The sequence below is a fragment of the Methylorubrum populi genome (assembly GCF_002355515.1).
In the GTDB taxonomy this organism is placed as follows: Bacteria; Pseudomonadota; Alphaproteobacteria; order Rhizobiales; family Beijerinckiaceae; genus Methylobacterium; species Methylobacterium populi_A.
Map to the genome: position 1 here is coordinate 3,366,272 of NZ_AP014809.1, position 15,985 is coordinate 3,382,256.

Here is a 15,985-nt window from a genome sequence, read left to right on the forward strand (position 1 = left end):
CTATTCGGCCGCGACGGCGTGGAGGCCGGCAAATTCCGGCGTGGCGATCCGCGCGGCCGGAGCCTGAGCCACCGGCACGTCCGTGGCCTCGTCGATCGGGACGAAGCAGCCGCGGTCGCCGCAATAGGCCAGCACCTGCCCGCTCTCGATCTCGAAGAACCAGCCGTGCAGGCGCAGCCCGCCGCGGGCGAGCGCCGCCGCCACGCTCGGATGCGTGCGCAGATTGTTGAGCTGGACCACCACGTTCTCGAGAGCGAGGGCGCGGTGTCGATCCTTCGGATCCATGCCCTCGGGATAGGCTTCGCAGACGATCCGGTTCGCCGCGTGGCTGTGGCGCAGCCAAGCCGCGACGTTGGGCATGTTGCCCAGGGCCTCGGGGTTCATCAGCCCCTTCATCGCCCCGCAATCGGAATGGCCGCAGATCACGATGTCGCGCACGCCGAGCGCCACGACCGCATATTCGATGGCGGAGGAGACGCCGCCGTTCTGCTGCGAGAAGGGCGGGACGATGTTGCCGGCGTTGCGGCACACGAAGAGATCGCCCGGACCGGATTGCGTGATATGCTCCGGCGAGACACGAGAATCGGCGCAGGCGATGATGAGCGCCTGCGGCTGTTGACCGTCGCGCACCAGTTGCTGGTACATCTGCTGCTGGCCCGGGAAGATCGTTCCGCGGAAGTTCGAGAGACCTTGAATAATGCCGTCCACGGCAAACCTCGCTGTCCGTCACCACGCGTGAGCAGCCGCGTTGGGACGCATGAGTGCTGGCTGGATGACAGGCGGGGCTCCGCCTGCCGAGTCGCGAAGGTCACCAGACGGGACGCCGGCTGACCGGCGCCTCCGTCAGGCACAAGGCCGCCCGCGCCGCGGCAAGATCTGCGGCGACGTGAGAGCCGGTACGATGTCGTCCGGAGAGCCCGGTCGGCCCGAACGGGCGACCGGACATGGCTTTGCGGAAGACCGCGGTCCGCCCTGCGGCGCGTGAAACGCCGCGAGGCAGCCGGCCCTTACCGGGCGCGCCGCGGCGCGGTGCCCGCGGCCCAGTGCGGCTCGACCGCACCCCGACGCACGGCCGAGCGGGCCACGCCGCCCTTGGCACCCGCGTTCTCACTGAGCATCGGCGCGCCGAGGATCTGACCGGTGCCCATCCGCTGCGAGTGGAGCGAGCGGGGGTCGTGGTAGGGATCGTCCACGTAGCTGCTCATGAAGCCGCCGCCGGCCTGCTGGCGGCTGCCGCTTCCACCGTCCTGTGCCTGAGCCGAGATCGGCAACGCAAGCGCCATCGCCGACAGCATACCGATAGTCATCATGCGCTTCATGTCGAATTCCTCTCTTAATCCCTGAGAACCGAAGTTTTTTTCTTGTTACCTGACTGCATTAGGAGAGTAATTCCGGGATTTATATTTTGAAAGTGCGTTTTATCACCAAGTTATTGTAAAAAATTAATCCCGAGCTTCTGCCGTCTTGGTGCGCAGGAGCACGCGACATCGCTCAGAAAGTCCTCAGATGAGGATGAAATTTGAATGAGAACTTTCAGGATTTAATCCGTCCGCCGATCGACAAAGTGACCCGTGATGGCCGGATGCGGATCGATCCGGATGCGACGGGTTCCGCCTGATCGGAGCGGACAAGGCATCGACGAGCCCGCGCGGTGCTTGCGCGCAGTCGAGATCCGTCATCCCGAGGGGATCCGATGGATGTGGTGTGGGCAGCGGTCACGTCGGCGATCGGCCGAGAGATGGCTGGATGATCCGCAGGTGAGAGAACGAGCGAACGCGGCACTATTCCGGTCGATGGCGCCAGGAGGCCGGGCGGCACCGGCAAAGATCGCTCTCGACGATGCGCAACGGGCGGCAGGCGCGAAACGTCTTCGGCGGTGTCAGAGGCGGATCGGGCCGCCCGGGATGTCCGGCACGCATCTGCCGCGGCGGCGGCGCAGACGAAAGCAGAACGATGACCGGGCGGATCTGTCGCGAGAAAGTCTGAAGCCGGATCCGACCTGATGCGCCCAAGTCTTATCGGCTTGGCCGCAGCGGCAACGCGCGCATGTTCGCCAAGCCGGCATCCGGTTCGACCGGAGGATGCTTCGAAGCGGCGGCGCGACGAGGGTCGGTCGGCCCGGCGGGGTGAGCTGGGCCGACTCCCGTGGCGTCGCGCGGACCTCAGCGGCCCTTCGTGTCTTGCTTGCGCTTCAGGATCGCGTCCATCTGCGCAATCTCGGCATCCTGCGCTTTGACGATCTCCTCGGCGAGTTTGCGGATCTCAGGATCCTTCGAATGTTCGAGGGCAATTTTCGCCATCGCGATCGCACCGCGGTGGTGCGGGATCATCCCGCGCACGAAATCGGCGTCGACATCGTTGGTGTAGCGGATGTCCATGTCGCGATGCATGCGGGCGTCGGCGTCGCGAAACGCCCGCGTCGCAGGGCTGTCGTTCAGCTCGGTTTTTGCCGCCGGCCCGCCGTGCTGATGATGGTGATGCCCGTCGCCGGCCGTGGCCGGACCGGCCGGAAGGCCGACGAGGAGGCCGGCAAGGAGGGCGGAGCGATACGCTTTCATCATCGGGTGCGTCCTTGGATCAGTCGGAGCATTAGTCGAAGCGGGCACTGGCGGCGACGCCGCCGGGCGCGGAGATGCGGACGGCGCCGGTGGGCCGCTCCCCGAGAGCCGTCTCGGCCTTGCCGGTCAGCCGGCCGCCATCCGGGCTGAGGACGATGCGCGCGGTCTTGGCGCCGGATTTGAAGATCGCGACCGCGGAGAAGCCGTCGACCGGCACGGGCTTGCCGTTGCCGTCGCTCAGATAGACCGAGACGGTCTCGGCCCGCGTCACGAGTTCGGCGTGCCACGCGCCCGCACCCTCGATGCGCCCGCCGTTGGGGCCGGGCGGATGGTCGTGATCGTGAGAGTTGCTGCCGGAATGCTGCGCACTCGCCGGCGCGGCGAGGAGGGCGAGCGCCAGGGCGGCGCAATGCAAGACACGGTTCAACGGTCGTCTCCCTGAATGATGGAATGAGTGTCTGATGCTCTCGGTCGGGCGGCCGCGGCTTTCGTGCCGCGATCCGCGCATCGAGGGCGCCGCTGGATGCCGCGGCTTAGGCATGGCACGTCCGGATGCTTGGGCGCTGCCAGCGCCGCCATGGAACGACCCGACTGTCGATTGGGCGCGTGCCGTCGAGGCGACGTCAGCCGGCCACGCAGCACCGGATGAGGCGGGTCAGGCCCCGCGTCGGGGAGGTTCGACCTGGGTGTCGGGCACGATGCCCGACAGGAGCGGTGCATCGCCGGCACGCGCGCGATCACGCGCCGCCAAAGGGGGCAATCCCGGAAGCGGCGAAGGCACGAGTGCGGCCGCACAGCAGGACGACGGGGGATGTCCGCACGCACCGCCGGCCGAGCAGTCTAGGGAGGCACGCGTGACGGGACCGGCCTCGCTCACCGAGCCCTTCGGAACGGCGGTCAAGAAGATCGAGAAGCGCGCAGCCGCGACGAGATCTCCGGTGGTCATGATGTCGGGTGCCGCGGCGGGCACAGCCTGCGCGCGCGGCGCAGGCCGGTGGTCGCCATGCGCCTGGGCGCCGCACGGAATGAGCGATGCGGCGATCGCCACGATCGCTGCAACCAGCCAAAGCGCTATGGGACGGGCGGACGTCATCGACGCCGAGACCTATCACGGACCTTCGGGCACAGACAGGGGCAAAGAGAGCCGCGAACGAGGGGCGCTCCCGTACCGTGGCAGAGGCTACCCTTCTCGCAAACTCTGCGGCCGCGCATCGCCACCGATGGCGATCAGGGTCGAGAATTCCAAGGTCTGCTCGTCGCTTAGATCGCAACCCAGGCGAGGCCACTCCCTCCAAATCGCGCGAGACGGCCGGGCAAAGGTTTAGCTCAGATACACCTCTGGCCCACCCGAGCTTGTCCTCCACTTAACCTTCTACGCTTTGTCGGCAATGATGGACTTGAGTGCTCTCCCATCAATACCCACAAGCCTGACGTAGTTTTTTCAATTCTTCTCTTGCATCGTTGCGCATCGCGTATGATCTTGGCGCCCGGGGGCCCCCGGAACGGACAGGCAGAATGACAGAAGAAAACCAAAAATCGTTCAATGACTTCGTAGAGCTGGCGAGCGACATCGTCTCGTCGTACGTGTCGAACAACTCAGTGCCCGCGTCCGAGCTTCCGGGCCTGATCATCAACGTTCACGCCGCGCTGACCGGCCTGAGCAGCCCCGAGGCCGCCGCCGCTCCCGCCGAGGAAGTGATCGAGAAGCCGTCCTCCGCGCAGATCCGCAAGTCCGTCACCCCGGACGCGATCATCAGCTTCATCGACGGCAAGCCCTACAAGACGCTCAAGCGCCATCTCGGCACCCACGGCCTCGACCCCTACTCGTATCGTCAGCGCTACGGCCTGCCGAACGACTACCCGATGGTCGCTCCGAACTACGCCGCGCAGCGCTCCGCCCTGGCGAAGTCGATCGGCCTCGGCCGGCCGGGGGGGCGTATCGAGGACGAGGCTCCCGCGCCCGAGCCGAAGTCGCGCTCGCGCCAGAAGGTCGCCTGATTCGACGCTCGCCGCCGCGACGGCCGGGCAAATCGTTCGGTCGTGAAACCTTTGCCTTCGGCGAGCGTCAACCGCATGATCGAGACGACGAGCGGATTTCCCTCCGCTCCCGGCGGCGAGCCGCCCCGAGGACATGCGATGGCGGGTTTGCCCACCCTTCTTCTGGATATTGCCGGCACGATCTGCGCGCTGCCGCGGGGCGAGATTCGGGAGATCCTCCCGTTGCCGCGCCTGCACGCGCCGCCGGCCGCGGGCGGTCCGCTCGCCGGCTTCCTGAACCTGGCCGGCGAGCCGCTGCCCGTCGTCGATCTCGCGGCGCTCTTCGATCTGCGCTCGGCGGCCGGCGACGATCCTTACCGGCATGTCCTGCTGGCACGGCAGGGCGCCATCGCCTTCCTCGTCGATCGGGCACTCGATCTCATCCAGATCGACACGGATGCCCTGCGTCCGGTGGAAGCTGCCCGCAGCCTGAACGGCTGCGTGGTCGGTGAGTTCGCTTGGGCGGATCGACTCGTGCATCTCCTCTCGCTCGACCGGATCCTCACCCTGGAGGAGCGGACCCGGCTCGATGCGCTGACCCGGCAGGCGACGACGCGCCTCGCCCGGTTCGAGCCCGATGGGGCGCATCCCGTCTGAGGCCCCCGTCGTGACGGCCCCCAAGGAGCGGGCGCGACGCGCTGCGGGAACGACGGTCGATCCGGACTTTCCCGCCCTGAAAGCGCGGATCATCGCCCGCACGGGGCACAACTACTACGAAGACAAGGACGACCTGCTCTACGACCGTCTGCGCAAGCGCATGCGCATCCGCGGCCTGTCGGATTGCGCCGCCTATCTGAGCCTGCTCGACGGCGCCGCCGGCCGGGAGGAATGGGCCGCGCTCGAGGCCGAGATCACCATCGGCGAGACCTTCTTCTTTCGCTATGCGGAGCAGTTCGCCGCCCTGCGCGGGACGATCCTGCCTGAACTGATCGAGGCGCGCCGCGAGACGCGCCGCCTGCGGATCTGGAGCGCCGGTTGCTCGACGGGGGCGGAACCCTACTCGATCGCCATCCTCGTCCATGATTTGCTCGGCGAGGCGCTCGCCGACTGGACCGTGACGATCCTCGGCACCGATCTGAGCGCGGCGGCACTTGCCACCGCCCGCGAAGCGGAATTCGGACCGTGGGCCCTGCGCACCCTGGACACGGAGGAGCGCGCCCGCTGGTTTCGCCGCACGCCGGCGCGGCCGGGTCTGCCGCATGGCGGCTACGCCCTGCGGCCCGCCTTTCGCCGCATGGTGCGCTTCGAGCGACAGAACCTGCTGAGCCTGATCGACGGCAGTGATCGGGCGCCGGCGAGCTTCGATCTCATCCTCTGCCGCAACGTCCTGATCTATTTCAGTCCCGATCACGTCAACCGCATCGTGCGGGCGCTGGGCGAGCGGCTCAACCCGCGGGGCTGGCTCCTGATCGGCCATGCCGAGCCCAACCCGACCTTCTCCCAATGGCTGCAGCCGATCGCCCTGCCGGGAACGGTCGCCTATCGCCCGATCGATACGCCGACGATCGAGCCGCCGCCCGTTCTCGTCCCCGCGATACTCGATGCGGCGCCGATCCCACTCGCTCCGCCGCCCGACTTGGTGACGGACGCGCCTCCGGTGCCATGGCCCGCGCCGATACCGGATCCTCGGCCGGCCATCCCGCCGGAGCCGGTTCCGTTCCCCGCGTCACCCGCGACCGATCACCCGCTCTCGCCGGGCGATCTCCTGGCCGAGATCCGCGTGCTGGCCGATGCCGGCGAGACGGCGCGGGCCTGGCGCCGGCTGCACGAGGAGATCGACGGCTACGCCACCGATCCGGCTCTGCGCTACTACGAGGGACTTCTCGCGCTCGATCTCGGGCGGGAGCGGGAGGCCGAGCGGGCTCTGCGGGGTGCGTTGTTTCTCGACCGCGGCTTCATCATGGCCCATTTCCAGCTCGGTCTGCTGCTCTCCCGCGGCGGGCGCCGCGGCGAGGCCTCCCGTGCCCTCGACAACGCGCTCCGCCTCGCGCAAGGACTGCGGCCCGAGACGATCCTGCCGGAGGGAGACGGAGTGAGCGCCGCACGCTTGGCCGAGAGCGCACGCCGCGTCCTGGCCGGTCTGAAGGTCAGCGACGCATGAAGATCGGTCTGACCGCCGGAGCTGACCCGAAGGCGCGCCATGCCGCGCTGCTCGACGCGCGCGCCGTCGCGCTGGCCGCGCGCGGGGCGGAGCAGGAGAAGACGGTCGAGACCGTGGCCTATCTCGTCTGCGCCTGCGGGCGGGAGCGGTACGGCCTGCCGCTCGCGGCGGTGGCGGGTGTCGCGCCCGAGCGGCCCTGCACCGGCCTGCCCGGCGCGCCGCCGGCACTCAAGGGGATCACGGCCGTCGCGGGCGCAATCGTTAGCGTGCTCGACCTCGCGGCCTGCCTCGGGCTTGACCGCGCCGGCGAAGAGGATGGGGGCCACGTGGTGCGCCTGCGCGCGCAGGAGCCGCCGATCGCCCTCTCGGTCGACCGCGTGATCGGCATCGCCCGGATCGACGTGGCGCTGGCGCAACCGATGAACCAACCGGAAAGTCTGGGACGCGGCCCGCTTTCGGGCTATGCACCGCCCGGCTCGGACAGGACGGGCGACATCCACGAGGGTTTCTCCCTCGTCGATCTGCCGGCCCTGCTCGCCCGCTTCTCGACCTGACGGTCCAGGTCTCGAACCCTCCCCGCACCGCCTGCCGGAGCCATGTCGCCCGTGTCGCTCTCGATCGGAAAACGCATCCTCCTCGGCTTCGTGGCGGCCAGCCTGATCGTGGCGGCTCTGGGCGCCTACGCCCTGCGCCAGATCGGCAGCGTGCGCGACATGACCGACCTGATCGTGACCCGCGACGTCGGCGTGCTGCGCCAACTCGACGATCTCGGCAACGTCGCCCGCAACATGGGGCTCGTCCGGCGCAACGCGGTGATCGCCCTGCTGACGCAGGGCAACACGACGTCGCCATCGGCCCGGTCGGACGACTTTCTGGGAAGCTGGCGCCAGAACGTGTCGGAGTTGGACCGGCTTCTCAACACCATCGCCGGAGAGGTGAAGGATTACCAAGGCGGAGCGCTCTCGGCGGAGCGCGTCGCGGCCTGGGGCCGCCTCGGCGCCGTCATGTCCGAGACCGCGGAAGCCTTCCGCCAGGTCCGCAACGCGAGCGACCAGCAATTGCGCGCGGTCGATGCGCGCGACATCGCATCAGTCGAGGGCAAGAACGACGAGGTCAACCGGCTCCACGACGGGCTTTTGCGCAGCATCGCCAATGCCCGCACGGCCCTCGACGGAGTTATCGGCGCAGGTCAGCGCAGCGTCGGCGAGATCTACCGCAACAGCATCCTCTCCGTTGCGATCACCGTGGCGGCCTCAATCCTGCTCTCCATCCTGGTGACGGTGCTGATCAGCCGCGCGGTGGTGCGACCCCTTGAGGACGTGATGCGCTTCGTCGCGCAGATCGGCGACGGCGACCTGACCGGACGGCTGAACCGTACCGGCAACGACGAGATCGGGCGGCTCGGCGACACGCTGAACCGGATGGTGGCCGGCCTGTCCGACCTCGCCCGCACCAACCGCGCCGCCACCGCCGACCTGAACGCCGCCGCCGCCGAAATTCGCGCCTCGGCCCAGGAGCAGGCCGCGAGCGTCGAGGAGCAGTTCGCCGCCGTTCAGGAGACCGCCGCGACCGTCGACGAGATTACCCATTCGGGCGCTCAGATCTCGAAGCGGGCGACGGAGGTCATCGCCACCGCCCAGGCCGCCGCGCAGACCGCGCGCTCGGGACTGCGCGCCGCCACCGACACCGCCAAGGCGATGGAATCGATCCGCGAGCAGGGCGAGGCGGTCGCCGGCAACATCGTCGCGCTCTCGGAGAAGACCCAGGCGATCGGCGAGATCATCGTCACCGTCAACGACATCTCAGAGCGCACCCACCTCCTCGCGCTCAACGCCGCCATCGAGGCGGCCGCGGCGGGGGAGAGCGGGCGCAGCTTCGCCATCGTCGCCTCCGAGATGAAGCTGCTCGCCGATCAGGCGAAGGGGGCGACCGCGCAGGTGCGCGGCATCCTCGGGGAGATCCAGCGCGGCATCAACGCCTCGGTGATGCTGACCGAGGAGGCGGTCAAGCGCGCCGCCGCCGGGAAGAACCGCACGGACTCGACCGTTCGCACCATCGAGGAGATGGCCGCGCGGGTGGAGGAAGGCGTGCAGACCTTCCAGCAGATCGTGGCCTCGACCAACCAGCAGCAGCTCGGCATCGAGCAGGTGATGGGCGCGCTGCAGAACATCCGGCAGGCGAGCCAGCAGACCGCCGCCGGCACCCGCGAAGTCGAGACCGCCTCGGCCAATCTCACGGAACTGGCGCAGGGACTGATGGCGCTGGCCGAGCGCTACCGGCTCTAGCGGTTCGGATCAGCATCCCGCCGCATGGACATCCGCCAGCAGCTCCTCGCCGCCTTCGAGATCGAGCACCGCGAGCATCTCGACGCGATCCGCGCCGCGCTTGCCGCGGAGGGTCCGGTCGATTGGCACGACGTGTTCCGCCGGGCCCATAGCCTGAAGGGCGCCGCCCGCGCCGTGGACCTGCCGCCGGTGGAGGCGGTCTCGCACCAGCTCGAAACCCTGTTCGAGCGCATCAGCGCCGGGCAGCGCCCGCTCGACCGCGCTGCGCGGGCCGCCACCCATCTCGCCCTCGACCGGATCGAGGCCTTCGTGGCCGCGAGCGCGAGCGGGCAGGCCCGCATGCCCGAGGATGCGCTGGCGGCGCTGAACGCCTGCCTCGATCCCGACGCGCCGCCGGTCTCGGCACCGGCCGAACCCTCGCCGGACGCGGCCCCCGCCGCCGCGACCGCTCCGGCCTCACCGCCCGCCGCACCGGCGACGACCGAGCCATCCAGCGAGCCGGCGCAGGCCGTCCTGCGCATCCCCGCCTCGGCCGTGGAATCGCTGTCGCGGGCGAGCCACGGACTCTGGGCAGTCCTGCCGGGGCAGGGGAGCGTCGCCGAGCGCATCGCGCGGCTGTCGGCGAACGCGACCGCGCTGCGGCGGCGTACCGAGACCGCTCGCCGCGTGACGGATTCATCGTCCGTCGGAGCGGCCGCATCGGAGACGGCCACCCTGCGACAGGCGCTCGCCGAAATCGAAACCGGTCTGGCGGCTCTGTCCCGCGAAGCCGCCGACCTCGCGCAGGGGCACAAGGCCGTCGTCCTGTCCGTCGAGACGGCCGCACGGCGCCTGCGGGAGGAGACCGAGCGCCTCGCGCTGGTTCCCGCCGAGACCGTATTCGGCGGCCTTGCCCGCGCCGTGCGCGACATGGCGCGCGCCGACGGTCAGGAGGTGGACGTCACCACCCGCGGGCTCGACGTGCCGGTGGACCGGGCGATGCTGCAGGCGCTCAAGGATCCGGTGCTGCACGCCCTGCGCAACGCGCTCAGCCACGGCGCCGAGAGCCCGGAGGCCCGCCAGCGACAGGGCAAGCCGACCTCCCTCTCGATCATGCTCACCGTCGAGGCCCAAGGCGGCCGGCTCGTCCTCGGCATTCACGACGACGGGCGGGGACCGGACCTGGCGGCGATCGAGGCGACGGGCCGCGGGCGCGGGCTGATCGCGCCGGGCGAGAGCCTGGATGCCGAGGCGCTGCTCGCTCTTCCTTTCGAGCCGGGCTTCTCCACCGCCGAAGCGGTCGATGCGCTGTCCGGCCGGGGCATGGGCCTGTCGGTGGCGGCCGAGGTCGCTCGCTCCCTGCACGGACAGGTGCAGCTCGCCCGCCGTCAGCCGCACGGCACCTCGCTGATCTTCACCCTGCCGCTCTCCGCGGCGCGGCGGCCGGTGCTGATCGTCACGGCCGGCGGCAACCGCTTCGCCTTGCCGAGCGGCGCGGCGGAGGCGCTCACGCGGCTGGACCCGAAATCTCTGTCCACGGTCGCGGGCCGCCCGGTTGCCCAGGTGGCGGAAGGCGGCGAGGCGGTGACGCTGCCCGTCGCCGAGCTCGGCGACCTGCTCGGCCTCGGATCCGGCCGGGCCGAGGGGGCGACGATCCCAACCGTGCGTCTGCGCGGGACGCGCGGGCGCTGCCTGCTCGCCGTCGACCATCTGGAGGAAGTGCGCACGCTGCTCGTCCTGCCGGCCCCGCCGATCGGCAGCGATCCCGCCCTCGTCACCGGAACGGTGATCCTCGGCACCGATACGCCCGCCCTCGTCCTCGATCCCGACGGACTCATCGACCGCCTGGGACGCGCCGGTCCGCGCGCCGCTCGGCCCCAGTCCAAAACAGGGGAGGACGGCAGCGGAACGATCCCGGAAAAGCGACGTTCGACGATTCTTGTCGTGGACGACTCGATCACGACCCGCACCCTGGAGAAGAGCATCTTGGAAGCGGCGGGCTACCGCGTGATCGTCTGCGTCGACGGGCAGGAGGCGCTCGATCGCCTTCGGGCGCGCATCGAACCGGTCGACCTCGTGGTCGCCGACGTGGAGATGCCGCGCCTGACCGGCTTCGGTCTCGTCGAGGCACTGCGGGCCGAAGAGGATTTCGCGCGGCTGCCCATCGTGCTGATGACGTCGCGCGGCGACGAGGAGGACGTGGCGAGGGGGTTGGAACTCGGGGCCGACGCCTACCTCACCAAGCAGAAATTCGATCAGCGCGAACTCCTTGATACCATCGGTCAACTGCTGTGAACGGAGGAACTGAGAATCCGCGCGTTCGCGTGCTGGTTGTCGAGGATTCGCTCGTGGTGCGGATCCTCCTCACCCACATCATCGCCCGCGATCCGCGGCTGGAACTGGCCGGTGCGGTCGAGTCCGGCGAGGCGGCGCTGGCGGCGATCGAGACCGTACGGCCCGACGTGATCTCCATGGACATCCGCCTGCCCGGTATCGACGGGCTGGAGACGACGCGGCGGATCATGGCGAGCCGGCCGACACCGATCGTGGTGATCGCCGATTCGGTCGAGGATTCCTCGCTCAAGATCTCGATGAACGCGCTGAGGGCCGGCGCGCTGTCGGTGGTCGAGAAGCCGGTGGCCACCACCAATGACGGCTACGAGGCGGTCGCCGGGCAGATCTGCACGCAGCTGCGCATCATGGCCGCCGTGCCGGTGATCCGCCGCCGGCCGATCGGCGCGGAATGGAGCGCCCGCAAGACCGCGCCCGCACCTGAACTGCCGCTCCTCTCGGACACCGATGCGGCGCCGACCGTGCTCGCGGTCGCCGCCTCGACCGGCGGGCCGCCCGCGCTCGCCAAGGTGATCGGCGGCCTCGCGGCGGATTTTCCGCTGCCCGTGCTCCTCGTCCAGCACATGGGCGCCGCCTTCATGGACGGCTTCGCGAAATGGCTCGACGGCGTGGTGACGCTCTCCGTCGACTTGGCCCGCGACGGGCAGACCATTCAGGCGGGTCACGTCTACGTCGCGCCGGGCGACCGCCATCTCGAACTCGGTCCAAACGGCACACTTCGGGTCAGCGACGCGGCCCCCGTCGGGGGCCAGCGCCCGGCGGCGACCGTGCTGTTCCGCTCCGTCGCCCGGCAGGCCGGCGCCCAGGGCATCGGCGTACTCCTCACCGGCATGGGCGAGGACGGCGCGCAAGGACTGCTCGATATGCGCAAGGCCGGTGCGGCCACGGTGGCCGAGCACGAGAGCAGCGCCGTCGTCTACGGCATGCCCGCCGCGGCGGTACGCCTCAACGCGGCCTCCCGCGTCCTGCCCGTCGATCAAGTGGCGCCCCATCTGGTGCGGCTCGCGCAGAGGAAGCCGTCATGACCGCGCGCGCAGCGCCCTCACAGGCATCACCCGCCACACCGCCGGGTCACCGGCTGCTGCTGGTGGAGGATTCCGAGACCCAGGCGCTCGAACTGCGCCTGCAGCTCGAGGCGCAGGGCTTTGCCGTACAACGCTGCGCCACCGCGGAAGCCGCGCTCGATCTGCTCAACACCGATCTTCCCGATCTCGTCGTCGCCGACCACCACCTGCCCGGCATGAACGGCGACGAGTTTACCCGGCAGATGCGTCTGTCGCTGCGCACGCGCGCGCTGCCGGTTGTGATGCTCACGAGCGCCCGCAACGGCGAGCGCCACGGCTTCGAGAGCGGGGCCGACGCCTATGTCGAGAAATCGGCCGACCGCGACCTGCTCGTGCTGCGCATCCGCGCCCTCCTGCGCGAGCGCAAGAGCAGCGCGACGGAAGGGCCATCGGGTGCCGCCTTCCGCCGGGGCCGGGTGCTCGTCGTCGACGGCAGCGCCACGTACCGGGCCTTCTTCACCGGCCTGCTGACCCAGGAGGGTCATACCGTCGTCGCCGCGGCCGACCGCTCGGCGGCGCTCGCCGCCCTGGACGAGCCCGGAGCCGGGTTCGACTGCGTGACCCTCGACCTCGTCGGCAGCGCCTATGACGGCATCGCTCTGTGCACCGAGATCGCCGAGCGCCGCATGATGGCGCCGGAGGGAGGCGGCAACGCCTTTCCCCTCGTCGGCATGGCCGGGGACAAGCCGGACAAGAGCCTGCTCGTCGCCGCCTTCGCCGCGGGCGCCGACGACGTGGTGTCGAAGGCCGACGGCGAGGTGCTGGCGATGCGGGTGCGCGGCCTCGTCCGCCGCCGCCTGCTGGAGGAGGATAACCGCCGCATCTCCGGCGAGTTCGGCGACCGCGAGCGGGCGGTCGAGCGCGCCCGCGCCGAGGCCGAGGCGGCCGCCGCCCGCGCCGCCCTCGCCGACGCGCTTGAGCAGGCCAACCGCGATCTGGAGGATGCCAACCGCAAGCTGACGGAGGCTCAGGCCAAGCTCGTCCAGGCCGCCAAGATGGCCTCGCTCGGCGAGCTCGTCGCCGGCATTGCCCACGAAATCAACAATCCGCTCGCCTTCATCCTGGCGCATCAGGGCACGGTGGAACGCCTTCTCGGCGAACTCCAGCCGCCGGAGGCGCCGGAGGGACGGCGCGCCCTGACGAAGGCGCGCGACCGGGTCGGCTCGATGCGGCTCGGCCTCACCCGCATTCAGGAGCTCGTTCTCAACCTGCGCAAGTTCTCGCGGCTCGACGAAGGCGAGCGCGGCCTCGTCAACGTGCCCGAGGCGATCGAGACGGTGCTGGCGCTGATCCAGCACAAGCTCGGCACGCGTATCCACGTGGAGCGCGATTTCTCCGGCCGCGCGGAGATTTCGTGCACGCCGGCGCTGCTCAATCAGGTCGTGATGAACATCCTGGGCAATGCGGCGGACGCGATCCACGGCGAGGGCACCATCACGGTCTCGACCTATTCGGATGCGGAGACCGACATGATCCGTATCAGCGACACGGGACCGGGTATTCCCGAGGATCTACGCGAAAAGATCTTCGAGCCGTTCTTCACGACGAAGCCCGTCGGATCGGGGACCGGACTCGGCTTGGCGATTGCGTACAGCGTCGTTCAGGCGCATAGCGGCTCGCTGACCGTGGAGACGGCGCCGGGCGGCGGCGCGAGCTTCGTCATCGGCATTCCGAGGCAACCGGCACCGGTATGAGCAAAGGCACGATCCTGGCCGTCGATGACGAGCCGGACATCCTGATCGCTCTGGAGGATCTGTTCGAGGACGAGTACCGGGTGCTCACCTCGGCCAAGCCCGAGGAAGCGCTCGACATCCTGCGCGCCGAGCCCGACATCGCCGTCGTGGTCTCCGACCAGCGCATGCCCGGCATGACCGGCGACGCCCTCCTCGCCCAGGCAAGAGGCTTCCACGAGGCGCAGGCGATCCTGCTCACCGGCTACGCCGATATCTCGGCGGTGATCGCGGCGCTCAATCGCGGCGGCATCATCGGCTACGTCGCCAAGCCCTGGGACCCGACGCTCCTGCGCGCCACGGTGCGCAATGCCTACGAGCGCCACCGCCTGGGCCGCGACCTTGCCACCGAGCGCGCCCTGCTGCGCGGCCTCCTCGATCACGCCGAGGAGGCGATCTCCTTCAAGGACGCTCGAGGCCGGTTCGTCCGCCTCAACGCGCGCAAGGCCGGCCTCGTCGGCAGCACGGTCGAGGCATGCCTCGGCCGCACCGAGGTCGAGGTCGCCGACACGGCCGAGACCCGCGAGGCGGAGGCCGTGGACCGGCGCGCGATCGCGGCCGGGGAGGCGGGCTCGACGGTGATCGCCCGCGGCGCTCTGGGCGCCGAGCGCTGGTCGCACGTCATCCGCGTGCCGATCCGTGGGGGCGCCGGCGAGATCACGCATCTCGCGACGATCGAGCGGGACGTCACCGAGCAGAAGAGCCTGGAGGCGCGCCTGCGCCAATCCGACAAGATGCAGGCCCTCGGCACGCTGGCCGGCGGCATCGCCCACGACTTCAACAACCTGCTCACGGCGATCCTTGGCAGCCTGGAACTGGTGGGCCCGAAGATCGCCGATCAGCCACGGGTCAAGCGCCTCGTGGACAATGCCACCGGTGCGGCGCAGCGCGGCTCTGCCCTGACCAAGCGCCTCCTGAGCTTCAGCCGCTCCAACGACGCCCATGCCCGGCCCGTCGATCCGAACGCGCTGATCGAGGGGATGAGCGCGCTGTTCGGTTCGAGCCTCGGCAGCCTCGTGCGGGTCGTGCGGGACCTCGAGCCCGACATGCCCTTCGCCATGGTCGATCCGGACCAGCTCGAACTGGCGGTGCTCAACCTCTGCATCAACGCCCGCGATGCCATGCCCGAGGGCGGCACCGTCACGATCTCGACGCGCCGCGCCGAGATTCACGACGATCCCGACCTGAAACCGGGCACCTACGCCGTCGTCACGGTCGCCGACGAAGGCACCGGCATTCCGCCCGAGATCCTGGAGCGGGTCTGCGAACCGTTCTTCACCACCAAGGCGGTGGGGCAGGGAACGGGGCTCGGCCTCGCCATGGTGTTCGGCCTCGCCCAGCAGGCGGGCGGGCGCCTGCGCATCACCAGCGAGGTCGGGCAGGGTACCCGAATCGAGCTCGCCCTGCCGCGCGCCGACGGCACGGCCGAGGGTACCGAAACCGAAGTCGTCCCTACGGTGGCGACGGCGGCGAGCCCGGCGCGCATCCTCGTGGTCGACGACGACCCCGAGGTCCGGCATGTTACTGCCTCCTTCCTCAATGATTTCGGCTACTCCGAGACGGAAGCGTCCGACGGCCGGAGCGCGCTCGCGCTGATGGAGCAGGGCCACAGCTTCGACCTCGTCGTGGCGGATCTCGCCATGCCGGGCATGACCGGCGTCGAGCTCGCCACCACGATCCGTCAACGCTTCGCCGGCGTGCCCGTGCTGCTGCTGACCGGCCACGCGGAGGCCGTGCAGATCCCGGACGATCTGCCGGTGATGACGAAGCCCTTCGCCTCCGCCGAACTCGCGGCCCGGGTGTCGCAGCTTCTCGAAGCGACGGCCTGACGGCCGTCACGGGATCGCCGCGCGGCCGGCCGCGTCGCGTTCGATGCGAT

The 15,985-nt window shown here is 69.8% G+C and carries 13 protein-coding genes; 9 read left to right on the forward strand and 4 right to left on the reverse strand.

Features of this window, described 5'->3' with window-relative positions:
* The 4 genes from MPPM_RS15435 to MPPM_RS15450 all read right to left on the reverse strand — a co-directional run bounded on the left by MPPM_RS15435 (position 1) and on the right by MPPM_RS15450 (position 2,985).
* Positions 1–708 (reverse strand): carbonic anhydrase, encoded by a 708-nt coding sequence (locus MPPM_RS15435; protein WP_096485797.1) that lies wholly within the window; start codon positions 706–708, stop codon positions 1–3.
* A gap of 299 nt (positions 709–1,007) precedes the next feature.
* Positions 1,008–1,319, reverse strand: a complete 312-nt coding sequence (locus MPPM_RS15440) for a hypothetical protein (RefSeq protein WP_096485798.1) — start codon at positions 1,317–1,319, stop codon at positions 1,008–1,010.
* 843 nt (positions 1,320–2,162) lie between these two features.
* Entirely contained in the window at positions 2,163–2,558 is a 396-nt protein-coding gene (gene copM / locus MPPM_RS15445) for a CopM family metallochaperone (RefSeq protein ID WP_432419858.1), read from the reverse strand.
* Between the two features lie 31 nt (positions 2,559–2,589).
* Positions 2,590–2,985 (reverse strand): hypothetical protein, encoded by a 396-nt coding sequence (locus tag MPPM_RS15450; RefSeq protein WP_096485800.1) that lies wholly within the window; start codon positions 2,983–2,985, stop codon positions 2,590–2,592.
* A 1,088-nt stretch (positions 2,986–4,073) separates the two neighbouring features.
* Here MPPM_RS15450 and MPPM_RS15460 point away from each other — a divergent pair.
* From MPPM_RS15460 to MPPM_RS15500, 9 genes are all read left to right on the forward strand, one after another.
* Positions 4,074–4,556 (forward strand): Ros/MucR family transcriptional regulator, encoded by a 483-nt coding sequence (locus MPPM_RS15460; protein ID WP_096485802.1) that lies wholly within the window; start codon positions 4,074–4,076, stop codon positions 4,554–4,556.
* 138 nt (positions 4,557–4,694) lie between these two features.
* Entirely contained in the window at positions 4,695–5,192 is a 498-nt protein-coding gene (locus MPPM_RS15465; RefSeq protein ID WP_096485803.1) for a chemotaxis protein CheW, read from the forward strand.
* Positions 5,193–5,202: 10 nt separating this feature from the next.
* A complete protein-coding gene (locus MPPM_RS15470) occupies positions 5,203–6,696 on the forward strand; it encodes a CheR family methyltransferase (RefSeq protein ID WP_096487874.1) in 1,494 nt (497 codons plus the stop codon).
* Entirely contained in the window at positions 6,693–7,250 is a 558-nt protein-coding gene (locus tag MPPM_RS15475; RefSeq protein ID WP_096485804.1) for a chemotaxis protein CheW, read from the forward strand. The genes MPPM_RS15470 and MPPM_RS15475 overlap by 4 nt, the downstream gene beginning before the upstream one ends.
* A gap of 42 nt (positions 7,251–7,292) precedes the next feature.
* Positions 7,293–8,981, forward strand: a complete 1,689-nt coding sequence (locus MPPM_RS15480) for a methyl-accepting chemotaxis protein (protein ID WP_096485805.1) — start codon at positions 7,293–7,295, stop codon at positions 8,979–8,981.
* Between the two features lie 24 nt (positions 8,982–9,005).
* Positions 9,006–11,255: a hybrid sensor histidine kinase/response regulator gene (locus MPPM_RS15485; protein ID WP_096485806.1), complete on the forward strand. Its 2,250-nt coding sequence runs from the start codon at positions 9,006–9,008 to the stop codon at positions 11,253–11,255.
* Positions 11,252–12,337, forward strand: coding sequence for a chemotaxis-specific protein-glutamate methyltransferase CheB (gene cheB / locus MPPM_RS15490; protein ID WP_096485807.1), 1,086 nt, complete (start codon positions 11,252–11,254; stop codon positions 12,335–12,337). The genes MPPM_RS15485 and cheB overlap by 4 nt, the downstream gene beginning before the upstream one ends.
* Positions 12,334–14,070: a response regulator gene (locus MPPM_RS15495; protein WP_096485808.1), complete on the forward strand. Its 1,737-nt coding sequence runs from the start codon at positions 12,334–12,336 to the stop codon at positions 14,068–14,070. Before cheB ends, MPPM_RS15495 begins: the two co-directional genes overlap by 4 nt.
* Positions 14,067–15,935 (forward strand): response regulator, encoded by a 1,869-nt coding sequence (locus MPPM_RS15500; RefSeq protein ID WP_096485809.1) that lies wholly within the window; start codon positions 14,067–14,069, stop codon positions 15,933–15,935. Before MPPM_RS15495 ends, MPPM_RS15500 begins: the two co-directional genes overlap by 4 nt.
* The last annotated feature ends 50 nt before the right edge of the window (positions 15,936–15,985 follow it).

Excerpts from the sequence above, each read along its gene's own strand:
- MPPM_RS15440 (WP_096485798.1), bottom strand. The coding sequence starts at position 1,319 with ATGAAGCGCATGATGACTATCGGTATGCTGTCGGCGATGGCGCTTGCG.
- copM (WP_432419858.1), bottom strand. The coding sequence starts at position 2,558 with ATGAAAGCGTATCGCTCCGCCCTCCTTGCCGGCCTCCTCGTCGGCCTT.
- MPPM_RS15460 (WP_096485802.1), top strand. The coding sequence starts at position 4,074 with ATGACAGAAGAAAACCAAAAATCGTTCAATGACTTCGTAGAGCTGGCG.
- MPPM_RS15465 (WP_096485803.1), top strand. The coding sequence starts at position 4,695 with ATGGCGGGTTTGCCCACCCTTCTTCTGGATATTGCCGGCACGATCTGC.
- MPPM_RS15475 (WP_096485804.1), top strand. The coding sequence starts at position 6,693 with ATGAAGATCGGTCTGACCGCCGGAGCTGACCCGAAGGCGCGCCATGCC.
- MPPM_RS15480 (WP_096485805.1), top strand. The coding sequence starts at position 7,293 with ATGTCGCCCGTGTCGCTCTCGATCGGAAAACGCATCCTCCTCGGCTTC.
- MPPM_RS15485 (WP_096485806.1), top strand. The coding sequence starts at position 9,006 with ATGGACATCCGCCAGCAGCTCCTCGCCGCCTTCGAGATCGAGCACCGC.
- MPPM_RS15495 (WP_096485808.1), top strand. The coding sequence starts at position 12,334 with ATGACCGCGCGCGCAGCGCCCTCACAGGCATCACCCGCCACACCGCCG.
- MPPM_RS15500 (WP_096485809.1), top strand. The coding sequence starts at position 14,067 with ATGAGCAAAGGCACGATCCTGGCCGTCGATGACGAGCCGGACATCCTG.